The following is a 14,714-nucleotide window of genomic DNA, read 5'->3' on the forward strand; positions in this document are numbered from 1 at the left end:
GCATGCAGGAACCCCGGCATCTGGGCTCCCCAACCGATGGCACGCCGGACCGGAACACCGACGATCCGTTCCGCAGGTATGCCGCCCGCTTTGGCCGGGACATTGGTGGCGTCCCTGACTCGTTGCGCCAGTCCGAATCCGCGCCTACTGCCGCTGCCAGCCCCGGCATTGCCCGCGGCCTCGGCCTGCCCGCTGCTGCCGTGGAAGGCCCGGCATCCTTCTTCGCAGATTTCACTGTGCCCCACGGAACCAGGCACGTGCGGGTGTGCACCGCAGCTGCCTGCTTCGCGGCCACCGGGGGGACGCACCTTGCCGGGGTGGAGGCGGCACTCGGGGTGCAGGCCGGGAGCCGGAGCGGTGACGGGTCCGTCTCCCTCCAGGAGGTGCATTGCCTGGGCTACTGCTACTCCGGACCGGCGGCGCTGGACGGCGGGGACGCGCATGCCGGGCCGGACCTGGCCGACCAACTGCACGGAACTGCGCCGCCCAGGGCGCCGTCCATCCCGGTGGCAAGCAGCAGCCGGGTGCCGGTAGTGACCGCCGGAATACTGGGAGAGTCCCGGCCGTGGTCTGTTTGGCCGGGCATCGCGGCCTCCGTAGACCCGGGGGACGTTCTGGCCCAGGTGGAAGCCGCGCAACTCCGGGGGCGGGGAGGGGCCGGATTCCGCACCGCAGCGAAGTGGCGGGCCGCACTTGAGCATCCCGCTCCCCGGGTGGTGGTGGCCAACGGTGACGAGGGGGACCCGGGTTCGTACGCGGACCGGCTCCTGATGGAACAGGATCCGCACCGCGTGCTGGAGGGCCTGGCGCTGGCTTGCTTCGCCGTCGGGGCGGACACCGGCATTGTGTTTGTCCGCTCCGAGTATCCGCGCGCCGCTGCCAGGCTGCGGGAGGCAGTGGCAGAAGCCCGGTCCGCCGGCTACCTTGGCCCGGACGCCGCAGGCAGCGGGACCGGCCTGGACATCCGGGTGGCCGTGGGCGCGGGGTCCTACGTGTCCGGCGAGGAAACCGCGCTGCTCAACGGGCTCGAGGGCCTTCGCGGCGTGGTGCGGCCCAGGCCGCCGTTCCCCACGGAGCACGGGCTGCACGGCAGGCCCACCGTGGTGAACAACGTGGAGACGCTCTGCGCAGTCCCGTGGATTGTGCAGCACGGCGGTGCCGCGTACGCGGCACTGGGGACGGCGGACGAGTCCGGGACCGTGCTCACCTGCCTGTCCGAGCGGTTCCTTCGGCCGGGCGCCTACGAGGTGGAGATTGGCACCCCCGTGCGGCGGATCGTGGAGGACCTTGGCGGCGGACTTCGGGACGGAAGGACGCTCCGCGCCCTCCAGATCGGGGGTCCGCTGGGCGGTTTCCTGGGCCCTGGCGACCTCGACATCCCGTTGAGCGAAGCGGCCCTGTCCAGGCTTGGCGCGGCCTTGGGTCACGCCGGAATCGTCGCCTTCGATGACCGGCTCACCGGCGGCCAGGTGCTGCAGAATCTGTGGGAATTTGCCGCGGAGGAGAGCTGTGGGCAGTGTTCGCCGTGCCGGGTGGGCACGTGGCGGGGCCGCGCCCTGGCCGGGGTGCCGAAAGACCGGCGGCAGCCCGATGAAGCCCTTTCCAGCCGGGAACGCAGCGAAGTGCTGCGCACCATGGCGGCAGGCAGCCTGTGCGCCTTTGGACGCCGGGTGCCGGCAGCGGTGCGAAGCCTCGCCCGGGTCTACGGGCTGGCCGGGTGGCAGGGATGAAGGTCTACATAGACGGCCGTCCCGTGGAAGTGCCGGCCGGAGCAACCCTGCTTGACGCGGTACGTGGCGCAGGCCTGGAGATTCCCACGCTGTGCCACGATGACCGGCTCAGCACGGCAGCCTCCTGCCGGACCTGCCTGGTGGACGTCGACGGACGCGGCCTCGTTGCAGCCTGCAGCACCCCGGCCCGGGAAGGCCTTCAGATCGCCGTCGACGCATCCCGACCTGAGCGGCGGGCCGCACTGCAGGCCATCGTGGCGGGACTGCCGCCACGGGCCCTGGACGTGGACCGGAGCGAGCTGGCCCGGGACTGCGCGGAGTACGGAGTGGGTGCCCCGGCCGGCAGCGTTCTGCTCCCGGTCCGCGGAGTGGACCACTCGCATCCGTACGTCAAGCTCGACCGGGACCTCTGCATCGCTTGCGGGCGGTGCGTCCGGGCGTGCGCGGAAATCCAGGGCACGTTCGCCCTGACGCTGGTGGGCCGGGGAGCCGGGACGGTAGTGGCGCCGGGGACAGGTGGGCCTTGGGCACAGTCCGACTGCGTCTCCTGCGGGGCCTGCGTGGATACCTGCCCCACCGGGGCATTGTCGGATGGGGGGCTGCTGGACCTGCAGCAGGCAACCAAACAGCGGGCAGCCAGTGAACAGAGGGCAGCCAGTGAACAGCGGACGACGACGACCTGCGGCTATTGCGGCGTCGGCTGCACGTTGGAAGTGGTCACCCGGGACAACACGATCGGCACGGTCAAGCCCGTCGGGAACGGGTCCCTCAACCGTGGGCACGCCTGCGTCAAGGGACGGTTTGCCCATGGATTCCTGAACTCGGCGGAGCGGCTCGGCACGCCCCTGATCCGTCGGAACGGGACGCTGGTTCCCGCAACCTGGGATGAGGCCATCGGGTTCGTGGCTGCCAGGCTCACCGCGGTCCGGGACGCGGACCCGGACGGATTCGCCCTGATCTCCTCGGCGCGGGCCACCAATGAGGAGAATTACCTGGCCCAGAAGTTCGCCAGGGCCGTCATGGGCACCAACAATGTGGACAACTGCTCCCGTCTCTGCCACGCCCCGTCCGCAGCTGGCCTGGCTGCCGCCTTCGGCCTGGGCGGCGGGACCAACCCCTTCGATGACCTGGACGGATGTGACGCTGTCCTGCTGGTGGGGGCAAACCCGACCGCGGCGCACCCTGTCGTGGGTTCGCGCATCTTCCAGCGGGTCATGGACGGGGCGCGCCTGGTGGTGGTGGATCCCCGGCGGACGTACCTGGCACGGCACGCCGACGTCCATCTCCGGCCCCGGCCGGGAACCAACGTGGCCGTGTTCAACGGCCTGGCGCATGTCCTGGTGCGGGAGGGGCTGGTGGATTCCGACTTCCTGGCGGCAAATGCTACCGGCTACGACGAACTGCGGGTGCTGCTGGACGACTATCCGCCGGACCGGGTGGCGGCGATCAGCGGCGTCCGGGAGGATGACCTGGTGCAGGCGGCCCTGCTCTACGGGGAGGCAGCAGCGCCGGCCATCTTTTACGGATTGGGCGTGACGGAACATCTGCACGGCACGGACGGTGTGCGGACGCTGTCCAACCTCGCGGTCCTGCGGGGCGCCGTCGGCCCGGGCGGCGGCGGCGGTGTGAACCCGCTGCGCGGACAGAACAATGTCCAGGGCGCCTCGGACATGGGTGCGCTGCCCGACCTGCTGCCCGGGTACCAGAAAGTCACTGACCCTGCAGCGCGGGAGCGGTGTGCGGGGGTTTGGCAGGCCCCGCTGCCGTCCCGGCCCGGGCTTCGGATTCCGCAGATGTTTGCCGCCGCCCGGTCCGGGACGCTGCAGGCACTCTGGGTCATCGGCGAGGACGTGCTCACCACCGATCCTGACAGCACAGCCGTCCGCGCCGCCCTGGACGCCTGCCCGCTGGTGATCTGCAACGACCTGTTCCTTTCCGCCACCGCCGCTGCCGCCGACGTCGTATTCCCTGTGGCGGCGTGGCTGGAAAAGGACGGCACGTTCGTCAACTTTGACCGGCGCTTCCAGCGGGTCAGGGAGTCAGTTGCACCTCCTGCCGGTGTCCGCACGGATTTCGAGGTGCTGCACGCCGTCGCGGCCCGGATGGGAACTGGCCTCGGGTGCCCAACACCGGCAAACGCCATGGCCGAATGCGCTGTTGTGGCGCCGCTGTTCGGCGGTGTGTCGCATTCCCGCCTGGACCGGGAGGGGCCGCTGCACTGGCCGTGCGGGTCCGCGGATTCCCCCGGAACACCCCGGCTCTATCAGGACGGCTTCGCCACGCCTGACCGGCGCGCGCACCTCGCCGCCAGGCATTACCTTCCGCCCGGGGAGGAATGCGACGGGGAGTTCCCGTTCCTGCTCATCACGGGTCGCAGGGCGGAACACTACAACTCGGGGAGCATGACGCGCCGCACGGCGAACCTGCGCCTGCTGGGACGGGAGACGGTCGACGTCGGTCCCGACGATGCCGCGGCACTGGGCATAGGCGGCGGGGACACCGTGCGGGTGGAGAGCCGGCACGGGGAGGCCGTACTCCAGGTGAGGATCACCGACGACGTGGAGCCCGGCCAGGTGTTCGCGGGCTTCCACTTTCCGGGCGCCTCAGTCAATGGACTTACATCACCTGTCGGGGACGAGGCCACCGGCTGCCCGGAGTACAAGGTCACCGCGGTCAGGCTGGGCGCACCTTCCGGATCCGGTCGCGCAGGACCGATGCAGCCACCCAGGTGACCAGGCTGCACGCCGCGGCTCCCCAGAGGATGTCCGTCACCGCCACCACGGCGGGAAAGTCCTTGAGCACGGCGAAGGCCGTCAGCGCCCACGTGGCGTAGGTGAAGAAGCCGAAGAGGGCCGCACCCGTCACGCGTTGCCGCAGCGTGGCGTCCGGGTGGTTGGGCCGGACGCCATAGTGCACCATCCCGGCCACGAAAATGGCGTAGAAGAGGACGGCGCCGGGCAGGTTGGCCCGCGGTGCCAGCAGGTGGCCGATCTGGCTCTGGTACTGCGGGTTGGCCACCAGCAGGATCCAGGCGACGTCCAGGGCGGCGAATATCACGGCGCTGACAACATACGCGGTCAGCCAGTTCCTGGCGCGGCGGCTCATGGTGTACTCCTGGGATCGGGGACTGCTGCAGAAGCAGTTCGGTGCCGCTGCGGTGGCCGGACGGGTCTACCCATACAACAACCCCGCGGCTCCGAAGACTGGGTAAACGGCGCGCAAGGCGTTGTTGGATGTAAACGTGCCTCCACAAAGGCGCGGGAGGCCAGCCGTGCAGCAGCGCGCGGCAGGCCGTGAAAGGACCTCACCTGCATGAACGGAAACAGCCGCAAGGCGATTGTCAGCATCCTCGTAGCGGTGGTGGTGGCGGTGCTCATCGCCCTCGCCGGCAGCCAAGCTGGGTCAAGGATCGGCGGGTTCCCGGTGTTCGCACTGGGGGTGGCGGCCGCGTTCGTGATCCAGTGGCTGGTGTTCATCCCGTCCTACAAGGCGCAGACGGAGAAGTTCTACGACCTCACCGGGGCCCTGACCTACATCTCCATCACCGTGTTCCTGGTGCTGGCCTCCCGGGGGGTGGACGCCCGCGGCATGCTGCTGGCGGCCATGGTGGTGCTGTGGGCGGCGCGGCTGGGCAGCTTCCTGTTCCTGCGCATCCGCAAGCACGGCAAGGACGACCGTTTCGACGAACTCAAGCCGGACTTTTTCCGCTTCCTGAACACCTGGACCATCCAGGGCCTGTGGGTGGTGCTCACCGCGGCGCTCGCCTGGGTGGCGATCACATCGGACAAGAAGGTGGGGCTGGACGGGTTCTTCTGGGCGGGCCTGCTGGTGTGGGCCGCGGGCATCACCATTGAGACCGTCGCGGACCTCGAGAAAACCCGCTTCAAGAACGTCCCCGCCAACAAGGGCCGCTTCATCAGCACCGGCCTGTGGTCAAAGTCCCGCCACCCCAACTACTTCGGCGAGATCATCCTTTGGGTGGGCGTTGCCATCATCGCCCTGCCCGTACTGCAGGGCTGGCAGTGGGCAGCCCTCATTTCCCCGGTGTTCGTGACCCTGCTGCTGACCAAGGGCAGCGGCGTGCCGCCCCTGGAGAAGAAAGCCGACAAGAAGTGGGGCGGCCAGCCGGATTACGAGGCCTACAAGAAGAACACGCCCGTGCTGGTGCCCAGGCTTAGGTAGGAGCGTACGACGGCGGCATGCGGCGGGGGGTGCCCCGGCGCCGGTTAGGGGGATATCCCCCAAGTACGGGCGGGCCCGCGAATTAGGTATCCCGTACTCGTGACTTCCGTTTGGCCCGGGTCCTAGCCTCAGAGGAACAGGGCCGCCATGGCCGTGGTCGATTGTGCTGCAGGTGCTGCTGGGCATCTGGGCTCAACTCCGGGGAGCAACATTGCGGGACTACGGATTTACTAACAAAGGCGGAACCGGCAGCGGGCGCAGGACTGTGCGGCCCCAGGCACTGCTGACAGCCGCAGTGCTGGCACTGGAGGGCGCGGTGGTGATGGTGCCCATTGCGGCGTCTGCTGCCGGGGCAGACCTTCCCGCAGCCACGAACTGTTCGGCCCGGCTGCTCCCCGGCCTCGGCGGCCCGGGCAGCAACGCCACCGCGGCCAGCAGCAACGGCCTGGTGGCCGGCATTGCCGACACGGCCGGCGGCGAGTCCGCACCGGTGCTGTGGCGGAACGGGCAGGCCACCGCGTTGTCGATACCCCTCCAGGCCGTGGCCCCCGCCTCGGTGAACAAGGACGGAGTGGTGGTAGGCACCGGGTACGACCCCAACCAGGAAATGCTGGTGGGATGGTGGTGGCAAAACGGCCAGTACCACCCGCTTCCCGTCAGCCCGGGCAAGGTTGCCATCCCGTCGGCGGTCTCAGACGGGGGAGTGGTCGCAGGGGTTCTGGTCGCCAACGAGGACCACGCTGACGGGCCGGGCGCCGATGAGGACGAGCATCCGGCTGTCTGGCCCAGCGTGACGGCGGCGCCGCGCGAGCTTCCGCTGCCTGCGGGTGCGCGGGGCGGCCACGCATTCGCCGTCGGCCCCGACGGGACCGTCGGCGGCGTGGCGCTTGGCGACGGCGGGTCCCCGGTTTTGTGGGCGCCCGACGGTACGCCGAAGGTGCTGCCGGCACTGGGCGGACGGGGCGGAGTGGTGCTCGCGATCGATTCCACCGGGCAGGCGCTCGGCCAGAGCGCCGTTCCGGAAGGAACCCACGCGGTCGCGTGGGGCGCATCGGGCCTCATCAATGACCTGGGCGCAGCGGCCGCAGGGCCCGCGTCCAGTGCCACGGCAGGCGTGGCCGGCATCGCAGTTGGCGCCGGCAGCACGCCGTCGTTCCGCTCGTCCCGGCCGCAGGCCGTGATGTGGATCGGCAAGAGCGCCCGCATCCTGCCGCCGGGTTCGGACGGCCAGTTCACCGGAGTGTCCGGAGCAGCCACCTCCGTGTCACGCCAGGCGGGGCCCACCGTCGTCGTCGGATATTCTGCGGCAGCCAACGGCCTGCGCCGCGCCACCGAATGGAGCTGCCAATGAACGGCCGCCGGCGCGTGCGCCACCCACTGCATACTCCCTTGCGCCGCGTCCTCGCCGTTGTGCTTGGCCTGGGACTCGTCCTCGCCAATGTCTACTTCCTCGCCACATCGCGGGAGACCAAGGCCACCGCTGCAGCAACGGTGAGCCTGGGGTTCGCCGGCGATACCGGCGGCAACACGGTGACCGGCAAGGTGATCGACGCCGCCCGCAACGCCGGGACTGCAGCGTTCTTCAACCTCGGCGACATGTCCTACTCCCAGATCACCCCTGAGTCGTCCTGGTGCTCGTTCGTCTCGCAGCACGCCGGGACCATGCCCTACGAGGTGGTGTCCGGGAACCATGAGGACAACGGGCCGGACGGCGTGTGGTCCAACTTCGCAGCGTGCCTGCCGGACAAGCTTGGCTCGTCCGGGGACTACGGCCAGCAGTTCTACACCGACTACCCGGCCACGAGCCCGCTGGTGCGGGTGATCATGGTGTCCCCGAAGCTGACCTTTGACGGCACCACCAAGGACTGGTCCTACAAGGCCGGAACCCAGGGCTACCAGTACGTGTCCTCGACGATCGACGCGGCACGGGCCGCCGGGATCCCGTTCGTCGTGGTCGGGATGCACATGTACTGCCTGTCGATGGTCAACTACCCGTGCGCTGCCAGCCCGGACCTGATGAACCTGCTGGTGGCCAAGAAGGTGGACCTGTACCTGCAGGCGCATGACCACGCGTACGCGCGCAGCTACCCGCTCGCCCTCAAGGGCAGCTGCACGGCCATCCCGGTCAGCAGCTTCAATCCGGACTGCGTTGCGGACACGAATCCAACCGGACAGTTCGCCGCCGGCACCGGGACCATCCTGGCTACGGTGGGCTCGGGCGGCAGGTCGATCAACAGTGAGAGCAATACGACGACGGCCCCGTACTTCCAGAGCTTCATGGGCAGCAACAACAACCCGACCTACGGCTTCCTGAAAGTGTCGGTGACGGACACGACGCTGACGGGCAATTTCGTGGGCGCCTCGGGCGGGACCTACACGGACAGTTTCACGCTGACCCGCCCGGCGCCTCCGCCGAGCCCGACGCCGACACCTACCCCAACGCCCACACCGACTCCCACTCCGACTCCGACGCCGACACCGACTCCCACCCCGACACCTACTCCGACGCCTACACCGACTCCAACGCCTACGCCCACGCCGGCGACCCCGGTCTCCGTCAGGTCCTCGGCAACGGGAGCTGGCGAGCTGACGGCGTCGGGCTCGTACACGCCCACCCTGCCGGCAGGCTGGCAGCCGGGCGACACGGTCTTCCTGTTCTCCCAGGTGACCGTGTCCGGTTCCGCGAATGTCACCACTCCGGCCGGATGGACCCGCGCCATCGCCGACTTCACGAGCGCCAGCTCAGCCTCTGCGCACCAGGCGGTCTGGTACCGGGTGATGCAGGCCGGCGACACCGCGCCCAGCGTGCCGGAGCCCGCCTCGCGGTATGCGTGGGCGGCGGTGGCAGTGCAGGGGGCGAATACGACGACGCCGCTGGACGTCGCGCCCGCCACTGACACCAACAGCGGGGTGGCATACCCGGATGTGCGGGCTCCTTCCATCACGCCGGTGACTGCCGGCGCACTGCTGCTGACCGCGCACGGCGTCAGGAACGGCACCAACTCAGCGACCACGTCCTTCACTGCACCGGCGGGGACGAGTGAGCTGGGCGACGTGTCGTCGAACATCGCGGCCAAGTCGAATGCGGCCATCGAAGTGAACAGCCTCGCCCTGACCGATACGTCCGCCACCGGCACGAAGACGGCGACCGCATCCTCGAGCCTCGGCACGCTCATCAACCAGTGCGCCTCGGCCATCGTGGTGCGTCCAGCCCCTTGACCGAGACATGAGGAAGATCTCTGCAAGCGCTTGCGAAAGGCGCTTTGCAGCACGTAGCGTAGGGGCGTGCCCCCAACAGTCGAACAGGTAGCCGCCCGCGCGCAAGTCTCCGTTTCCACGGTTTCCCGCGCCCTTCGGGACATCCCCGGAATTTCGGACGCGACCCGCAAGCGCGTGCGAAAAGCTGCTGAGGAGCTCGGTTACGCTATCTCGCCCAGCGCCTCCAGACTCGCCACCGGTCGCACCCGGACGGTCGCCGTCGTCGTGCCTTTGCTTTCCAAATGGTTCTTCGCCGAGGTCATCGCGGCAGCCGGGCGCGTCCTGAGCCAGGCGGGTTACGACGTGCTCCTGGTGGAGCTGTCCACGCCGGGGCTGCGGGAGGAGTTCTTCGCGGGCAGGAGGCTGCGCGGCCGCTCCGACGGAGTCCTGGTGGCGGCCCTCCAGCTCACGCCGGACGAACTCACGGCGCTGCAGGAGCAGGGCCAGGCCGTCGCACTGGTGGGCTCCGAACGGGAGGGGGCCTCGTCGGTGAAGGTAGAGGACCGGGCCGGGGGCCGGGCGGCAACCCGGCACCTGCTCAACCTCGGACACGAACGGATAGCCTTCCTGGGCATCGGCGGGACGGAAGGGTCGCCCCTTGGCGGGGTGCCGCCGGCGGAGCGGCTCCGGGGTTACCGGGACGCGCTGGCCGAGGCGGGCCTGCCGGAGGAACCGGCGCTGGAGGCCGCCGTCGAAAACACGGTCGACGCCGGGACGGCGGCAATGAGCGCGTTCCTCACCCTGTCGGAACCCCCGACGGCGGTGGTCGCCGCGTCCGATGAGCTCGCCTTCGGGGCGATGGCCGCCCTCCGCGGCGCGGGACTGAGCGTCCCCGGCGACTTTTCCGTCGTCGGGTACGACAACCACGAACTGGCCGGCGCGATCGGCCTCACCACCATGGACCACGGCGTGGCCGAGCAGGGCCGGCTCGCTGCCGAAGCCATCCTCGGGGCCCTGTCGGGAGCGCCGGCGTCGGCGGGCCGCATCGAACCCCGGCTGGTGGTCCGGGGCAGCACCGCACCGCCCCGGCGCCTCCGCCGCGCCGCACCAACGAACTAGACAGCCAGACCAATCCCTGAGAGGAAACCATGGAATACCGCAAGCTTGGCAACTCCGGCATGTACGTCAGCGCCATCGCCTATGGCAACTGGACCACGCACGGCGAACAGATCGACCAGGCCGCCGCCACCGAGTGTGTCCGCACCGCCCTGGACCTGGGCATCACTACCTTCGACACGGCGGATGCCTACGCGGGCACGAAGGCCGAGGCGGCGTTGGGTGAAGCCCTCGACGGGGTCCGGCGCGAAAGCCTGGAGATCTTCACCAAGGTCTATTTCCCTACCGGCGAGGGCAAGAACGACCGCGGCCTGTCCCGGAAGCACATCATGGAGTCCATCAACGGCTCGCTCCGCCGGCTCCGCACCGACTACGTGGACCTGTACCAGGCCCACCGGTACGACTATGAGACGCCGCTGGAGGAGACGATGCAGGCCTTCGCCGACATTGTCCGGGCCGGCAAGGCGCACTACATCGGCGTCTCGGAGTGGACGGTGGACGAGATCCGCAGGGGAGTGGAGCTGGCCAGGGAACTCGGAATCCACCTGGTCTCCAACCAGCCGCAGTACAACATGCTCTGGCGGGTCATCGAACCGGAGATCGTGCCGCTGAGCCAGGAGCTGGGGCTGTCCCAGATCGTGTGGTCGCCCATCGCGCAGGGAGTCCTCACGGGCAAGTACGTGCCGGGCGGCAGCGGCCCGGAGGCCTCGCGCTTCACCGCCGACGGCGGCGATGTCAAGACCGAACACCGTTACATGCAGCAGCCGGTGCTGGAGGCCGTGCAAAAGCTGAAGCCGCTGGCGGAGGAGGCGGGCCTGTCCATGGCGGCGTTCGCCGTGGCCTGGGTGCTGCAGAACCAGAACGTCTCCTCGGCGATCGTCGGCGCCTCGCGCCCGGAGCAGCTCCGGGACAACGTCACCGCGGCGGGAGTCCGTCTTGACCCCGCGCTCGTCACCAAGCTTGATGGCATCCTCGGGGACCTGGTGGAGCGGGACCCGGCGAAGGTGGAATCCTTCCCCGAGCGGGTTTAAGTTCCACGGCGGCACACGGCGTGGGTGCCGCCGTCGTTCTCCCGATTAGTCTTGCCGGGCCGAAAGAACTTCATGAACGCGGTTGAAGTATTTCCGAGAATGGTTTTCCCACCAGTTATTTGGGTCGTAGGCGAAGGCGGCATTTCCGGGAAGCTCAATAACGGCTCCCATGGTGAGCGTGCAACCAGTAGGGGTCGGCTCGAGTCGATAGGTATAACGCTGGTTAGCTTTGTCCTGTGCGATCGGCCTTGTCGTTGCCCACCACGGGCTTTCCTCGCCGATGACTTCAATGACTGAGACGGACCCGTCCCGCCCGATGAAGCACTGTTGTTCCCCTACGCCTGGTGGCGTCCCGGGAACAGTAAACGCCCGCTGTGCATCTGAGAGGAAAACCGCGCTTTCAGCGGGGCGAATCAGGGCCCAAACTGTGTGGGCGTCGTGGTCGTAGGAGGCGGAGGCATGCAGGCTGTGGACTCTTCCCGGTAGGTTGGCCGCGCCTGCGGATGGCTCCTGCACGAGCCCCATCCGCTTGTTCTTGCGGTTGACCGCTGATGCAAGAACGAGCATGGCGACATACATCGCCGTGGCAACAGCAAAAATTGCTATTTCAATGTCTTTTCGACCGAAATGACCGACAATAATGGCGAGTATGAGTATGGAGAGGTAGCCCGCTAAAAACAGGGCGTTGTGAAGGACTTTGAATATGGTGACCACCCATTCATTATCAGTGCAGCTGAATTAGCCCGCGTTGAATCTCACCATAGGATTCGCGCAGTAATTGCCAAGAGTTCGCACAGTTCCGGGGAACCGCTCGTAGGCGGCCGATAAGCTCGTCCGTGGCGTCGGCAGCCATGGAGCGCCGGCCCTCTCAACTCTCGTGCACAGAACCTGGGGAACTGCATGTCCACGTCTTTGCCCACCACGCCCGCGTCCGGCAGCCGCTGGGCTGCCGCCGTCGTCCTTTCCGCCCTGCTGGCGCTCTTCGCCGGAAGCCTGCCAGCCGTTGCCGCGGACACCACCACCGCCTCAGACCTTCTCGAGACCCTTCCCGTGAAGGGCCGCGCCCCCAAGACGGGGTATGAGCGGTCGCTGTTCGGGCCCACCTGGGCGGACGTGGACCGGAACGGCTGCGATACCCGCAACGACATCCTCAACCGGGACCTGACGGACATCACCTACGTCAACAGCGTCCCCTGCACGGTCAAGACCGGCGTACTCGCTGACCCGTACACGGGCACCGTCATCGGCTTCCTCCGCGGCACCACCACCAGCAGCGCCGTGCAGATCGACCACGTGGTGGCACTCAGCGACGCCTGGCAGAAGGGCGCCCAACAGCTCACCACCGAGCAGCGGACGGCGTTCGCCAATGATCCGCTGAACCTCCAGGCCACCGACGGGCCCACCAACCAGCAAAAAGGCGACGGCGACGCCGCCACCTGGCTGCCGCCGGCCAAGGGTTTCCGGTGCGAGTACGTGGCGCGCCAGGTTTCCGTGAAGGCCCGTTACGGCCTGTGGGTGACGCAGGCCGAGCACGACGCGATCGCGGGCATCCTCGGCGGCTGCCCCGGGCAGCCGGCGCCGACGTATGTCGCGGCCGCCTCCAGCACCACTGTTGTCTACTACGCCAACTGCGCGGAGGTGGTGGCTGCCGGAGCAGCACCGCTCTACGCAGGAACGGCCGGGTACCGCTCCGGGCTGGATGGCGACGGCGACGGGGTGGCCTGCGAGGGATAGCCGCCGTTCCTGCGGCTGGGGCCTACGGTTCGGCTTGCGGATCAGGTCTTACGACGGCGGCGCCCGGACTGGGTGCGGCCGTCGCCGTGTCCGCGGCGTGCGGGGGAGAGTGCCTGTTGGTGGCGCTCCAGCCCAGCAGGGCGACCCCAAGGGTGAGCAGCGCCGTCAGCAGCACCCCGAGCCCAAGGTGCAGCTGCACGAAACCGGCGCCCACCGCAGCGCCGGCCATGATCAGCCCGATGGCCGCAAGCCGCCGCCCCCAGAAGGGGTGGGTGCCGGCGCCCAGGCGTGAGTCGGCGGCCAGGCCGGTGATGGTGGAGGTGACCACCACGGTGGGGACGTCCCTGACGTTGAGGTGACGGGCGGTGGCGGCCTGCCCACCCATCGTGACCGCCAGCGTGCCGGTGATGGCAACCGTCAGGACCTCGTTGTGCCGCGGGTTGACCCCGCTCAGGAGAAGGATTGCCACAACCGCCATGACGGCGCTGACACCTACCAGCAGCGTGGTGGTGCGGCGGTTCCAGCCGGCGCTGCTGAGCCGCAGTGCACGTCCAGAGATCATGGCACCGGTCATGAACCCGGCCAGCGCCACGATGGGGCCAAGGACGGGAAGGTTGTCGCCGCCCAGCAGTGCCATGCCCAGGATCACCACGTTGCCTGTCATGTTTGCCGTGAACACCCGGTCCAGGCCCAGATAGCCCACCGCGTCCAGCACGCCGGTTGAGAACGTGAGCGCCAGCATGAGCACCAGGTGCATGCTGGGCGGGTGGGCGGGGAGGAAGCGGGCGGGCATGGGCATACCTTTCGGCCGTCCTGGGGACGCAGTGGTTGCTGGCGGGAGGCCCTTTCAGTATCCTCCGATCTTCCAGGAGGCCGCGCAGTGGCGGTGGTTAAGGCGATGTGCCTGGCTGCGTCTGCGGCGGAAAGTCCTTGTTCAGCGCCAAACCTGCGACGATGGCGCCGGCCAAGAGGAGCACGAACGGCGTTTGGAGAATCGAGCCGAAAATCGCGAAGCCTGAGTCCGCTACCGGTTTTGACGCGGCGATGAGGAATGCAATTTCCATCGCCAAGGCCACCACGTAGCCGGCAATGAAGACGACCATCACCGCGGCCGGCGTATAGCCCTTAGTGATTGCCCGCACTGCGGAGTCGTAAGCCAGGAACTTGAGACCAATGAACGTGGGCGTGAACGTCAGGACGAAGAAGACATCGACGTCCTCCGGGAATCTGCGGAGCGGGACGTTCGCGCCGCCGTGGTAAACGCCGTCCGAAAAGAACCACAGGGTTCCCAAGTGGATCCCGATCAGCAGGGCCGAAAGCAGGCCGTACCGCATCCACGTTCCACGCCGTGTCATCCCCCAAGCCATGGCCAAGTATGGCGTCGGCCGGGAACGGGATTCAAGGGATCCGCGGCAAACTTGAGACTGCTCCCACCAACGAAAGCAGGACCCCGTGATTACACTCCAGCAGGACGCCGACGGCTTCATCCGGATGACCCGGCACTACCCGGCCAGCGTCCGGATCCGGATCGCATTCACAGACGGCAGCACCGGCGAGTTCTCCGGTAAGACCCTCAACAAGGCCTACGACACCGCGCTCGCAGAATTCCGGGCCAGGAACGGACTGGACGCCAAGGGGTTCACTCGGACGCCGGCGGCCCGGAAGAACTCCGGCAACAAAGTGGACTTTGTTCCCGTGCACCCCGGCATGGGGGAGTAGCCGT

Annotated in this window: 13 protein-coding genes; 9 read left to right on the top strand and 4 right to left on the bottom strand. The window is 68.4% G+C overall.

What is annotated here, in order from left to right; all coding sequences use genetic code 11:
* Positions 1–2 precede the first annotated feature (2 nt).
* Together AC3IMC_RS05705 and fdhF are read left to right on the top strand one after the other, a co-directional pair.
* Entirely contained in the window at positions 3–1,730 is a 1,728-nt protein-coding gene (locus tag AC3IMC_RS05705; protein WP_490917432.1) for an NAD(P)H-dependent oxidoreductase subunit E, read from the top strand.
* Positions 1,727–4,462 (top strand): formate dehydrogenase subunit alpha, encoded by a 2,736-nt coding sequence (fdhF, locus tag AC3IMC_RS05710; RefSeq protein WP_490917433.1) that lies wholly within the window; start codon positions 1,727–1,729, stop codon positions 4,460–4,462. Before AC3IMC_RS05705 ends, fdhF begins: the two co-directional genes overlap by 4 nt.
* On the opposite strand, the gene AC3IMC_RS05715 is transcribed toward fdhF, so the two are convergent.
* Complete coding sequence (locus AC3IMC_RS05715) at positions 4,404–4,835, bottom strand: DUF2177 family protein (RefSeq protein WP_490917434.1); 432 nt, start codon at positions 4,833–4,835, stop codon at positions 4,404–4,406. The two genes, fdhF and AC3IMC_RS05715, sit on opposite strands and share 59 nt — an antisense overlap.
* Before the next feature lie 207 nt (positions 4,836–5,042).
* Between AC3IMC_RS05715 and AC3IMC_RS05720 the strand changes: the two genes are divergently transcribed.
* The 5 genes from AC3IMC_RS05720 to AC3IMC_RS05740 all read left to right on the top strand — a co-directional run bounded on the left by AC3IMC_RS05720 (position 5,043) and on the right by AC3IMC_RS05740 (position 11,257).
* A complete protein-coding gene (locus AC3IMC_RS05720; protein WP_490917435.1) occupies positions 5,043–5,912 on the top strand; it encodes a DUF1295 domain-containing protein in 870 nt (289 codons plus the stop codon).
* A gap of 265 nt (positions 5,913–6,177) precedes the next feature.
* The gene (locus tag AC3IMC_RS05725) at positions 6,178–7,263 is read left to right on the top strand and encodes a hypothetical protein (RefSeq protein ID WP_490917436.1); all 1,086 of its coding nucleotides are present in this window, start codon (positions 6,178–6,180) and stop codon (positions 7,261–7,263) included.
* Positions 7,260–9,131 (top strand): metallophosphoesterase family protein, encoded by a 1,872-nt coding sequence (locus tag AC3IMC_RS05730; RefSeq protein ID WP_490917437.1) that lies wholly within the window; start codon positions 7,260–7,262, stop codon positions 9,129–9,131. Before AC3IMC_RS05725 ends, AC3IMC_RS05730 begins: the two co-directional genes overlap by 4 nt.
* Before the next feature lie 66 nt (positions 9,132–9,197).
* Positions 9,198–10,229, top strand: a complete 1,032-nt coding sequence (locus AC3IMC_RS05735) for a LacI family DNA-binding transcriptional regulator (protein ID WP_490917438.1) — start codon at positions 9,198–9,200, stop codon at positions 10,227–10,229.
* A 29-nt stretch (positions 10,230–10,258) separates the two neighbouring features.
* Entirely contained in the window at positions 10,259–11,257 is a 999-nt protein-coding gene (locus AC3IMC_RS05740; protein WP_490917439.1) for an aldo/keto reductase family protein, read from the top strand.
* 45 nt (positions 11,258–11,302) lie between these two features.
* Here the strand turns inward: AC3IMC_RS05740 and AC3IMC_RS05745 are convergent, their stop codons facing one another.
* A complete protein-coding gene (locus AC3IMC_RS05745; RefSeq protein WP_490917440.1) occupies positions 11,303–11,971 on the bottom strand; it encodes a hypothetical protein in 669 nt (222 codons plus the stop codon).
* Positions 11,972–12,157: 186 nt separating this feature from the next.
* Between AC3IMC_RS05745 and AC3IMC_RS05750 the strand changes: the two genes are divergently transcribed.
* Positions 12,158–12,991 carry a GmrSD restriction endonuclease domain-containing protein gene (locus AC3IMC_RS05750; RefSeq protein ID WP_490917441.1) on the top strand — a complete coding sequence of 278 codons (834 nt, stop codon included), beginning with the start codon at positions 12,158–12,160 and terminating at the stop codon, positions 12,989–12,991.
* 22 nt (positions 12,992–13,013) lie between these two features.
* Here the strand turns inward: AC3IMC_RS05750 and AC3IMC_RS05755 are convergent, their stop codons facing one another.
* Together AC3IMC_RS05755 and AC3IMC_RS05760 are read right to left on the bottom strand one after the other, a co-directional pair.
* The gene (locus AC3IMC_RS05755) at positions 13,014–13,784 is read right to left on the bottom strand and encodes a YoaK family protein (protein WP_490917442.1); all 771 of its coding nucleotides are present in this window, start codon (positions 13,782–13,784) and stop codon (positions 13,014–13,016) included.
* Positions 13,785–13,881: 97 nt separating this feature from the next.
* Positions 13,882–14,346 (bottom strand): hypothetical protein, encoded by a 465-nt coding sequence (locus tag AC3IMC_RS05760; protein WP_490917443.1) that lies wholly within the window; start codon positions 14,344–14,346, stop codon positions 13,882–13,884.
* A 97-nt stretch (positions 14,347–14,443) separates the two neighbouring features.
* Here AC3IMC_RS05760 and AC3IMC_RS05765 point away from each other — a divergent pair, with 97 nt between their 5' ends.
* The gene (locus tag AC3IMC_RS05765; protein WP_490917444.1) at positions 14,444–14,710 is read left to right on the top strand and encodes a hypothetical protein; all 267 of its coding nucleotides are present in this window, start codon (positions 14,444–14,446) and stop codon (positions 14,708–14,710) included.
* Positions 14,711–14,714 lie beyond the last annotated feature (4 nt).

The sequence above is a fragment of the Arthrobacter sp. E70 genome, assembly GCF_058266945.1.

What these genes read in the sequence shown, in the direction of transcription:
- AC3IMC_RS05705 (WP_490917432.1), top strand. Translation starts at nt 3, where the DNA reads ATGCAGGAACCCCGGCATCTGGGCTCCCCAACCGATGGCACGCCGGAC.
- fdhF (WP_490917433.1), top strand. Translation starts at nt 1,727, where the DNA reads ATGAAGGTCTACATAGACGGCCGTCCCGTGGAAGTGCCGGCCGGAGCA.
- AC3IMC_RS05715 (WP_490917434.1), bottom strand. Translation starts at nt 4,835, where the DNA reads ATGAGCCGCCGCGCCAGGAACTGGCTGACCGCGTATGTTGTCAGCGCC.
- AC3IMC_RS05720 (WP_490917435.1), top strand. Translation starts at nt 5,043, where the DNA reads ATGAACGGAAACAGCCGCAAGGCGATTGTCAGCATCCTCGTAGCGGTG.
- AC3IMC_RS05730 (WP_490917437.1), top strand. Translation starts at nt 7,260, where the DNA reads ATGAACGGCCGCCGGCGCGTGCGCCACCCACTGCATACTCCCTTGCGC.
- AC3IMC_RS05740 (WP_490917439.1), top strand. Translation starts at nt 10,259, where the DNA reads ATGGAATACCGCAAGCTTGGCAACTCCGGCATGTACGTCAGCGCCATC.
- AC3IMC_RS05750 (WP_490917441.1), top strand. Translation starts at nt 12,158, where the DNA reads ATGTCCACGTCTTTGCCCACCACGCCCGCGTCCGGCAGCCGCTGGGCT.
- AC3IMC_RS05755 (WP_490917442.1), bottom strand. Translation starts at nt 13,784, where the DNA reads ATGCCCGCCCGCTTCCTCCCCGCCCACCCGCCCAGCATGCACCTGGTG.
- AC3IMC_RS05760 (WP_490917443.1), bottom strand. Translation starts at nt 14,346, where the DNA reads ATGACACGGCGTGGAACGTGGATGCGGTACGGCCTGCTTTCGGCCCTG.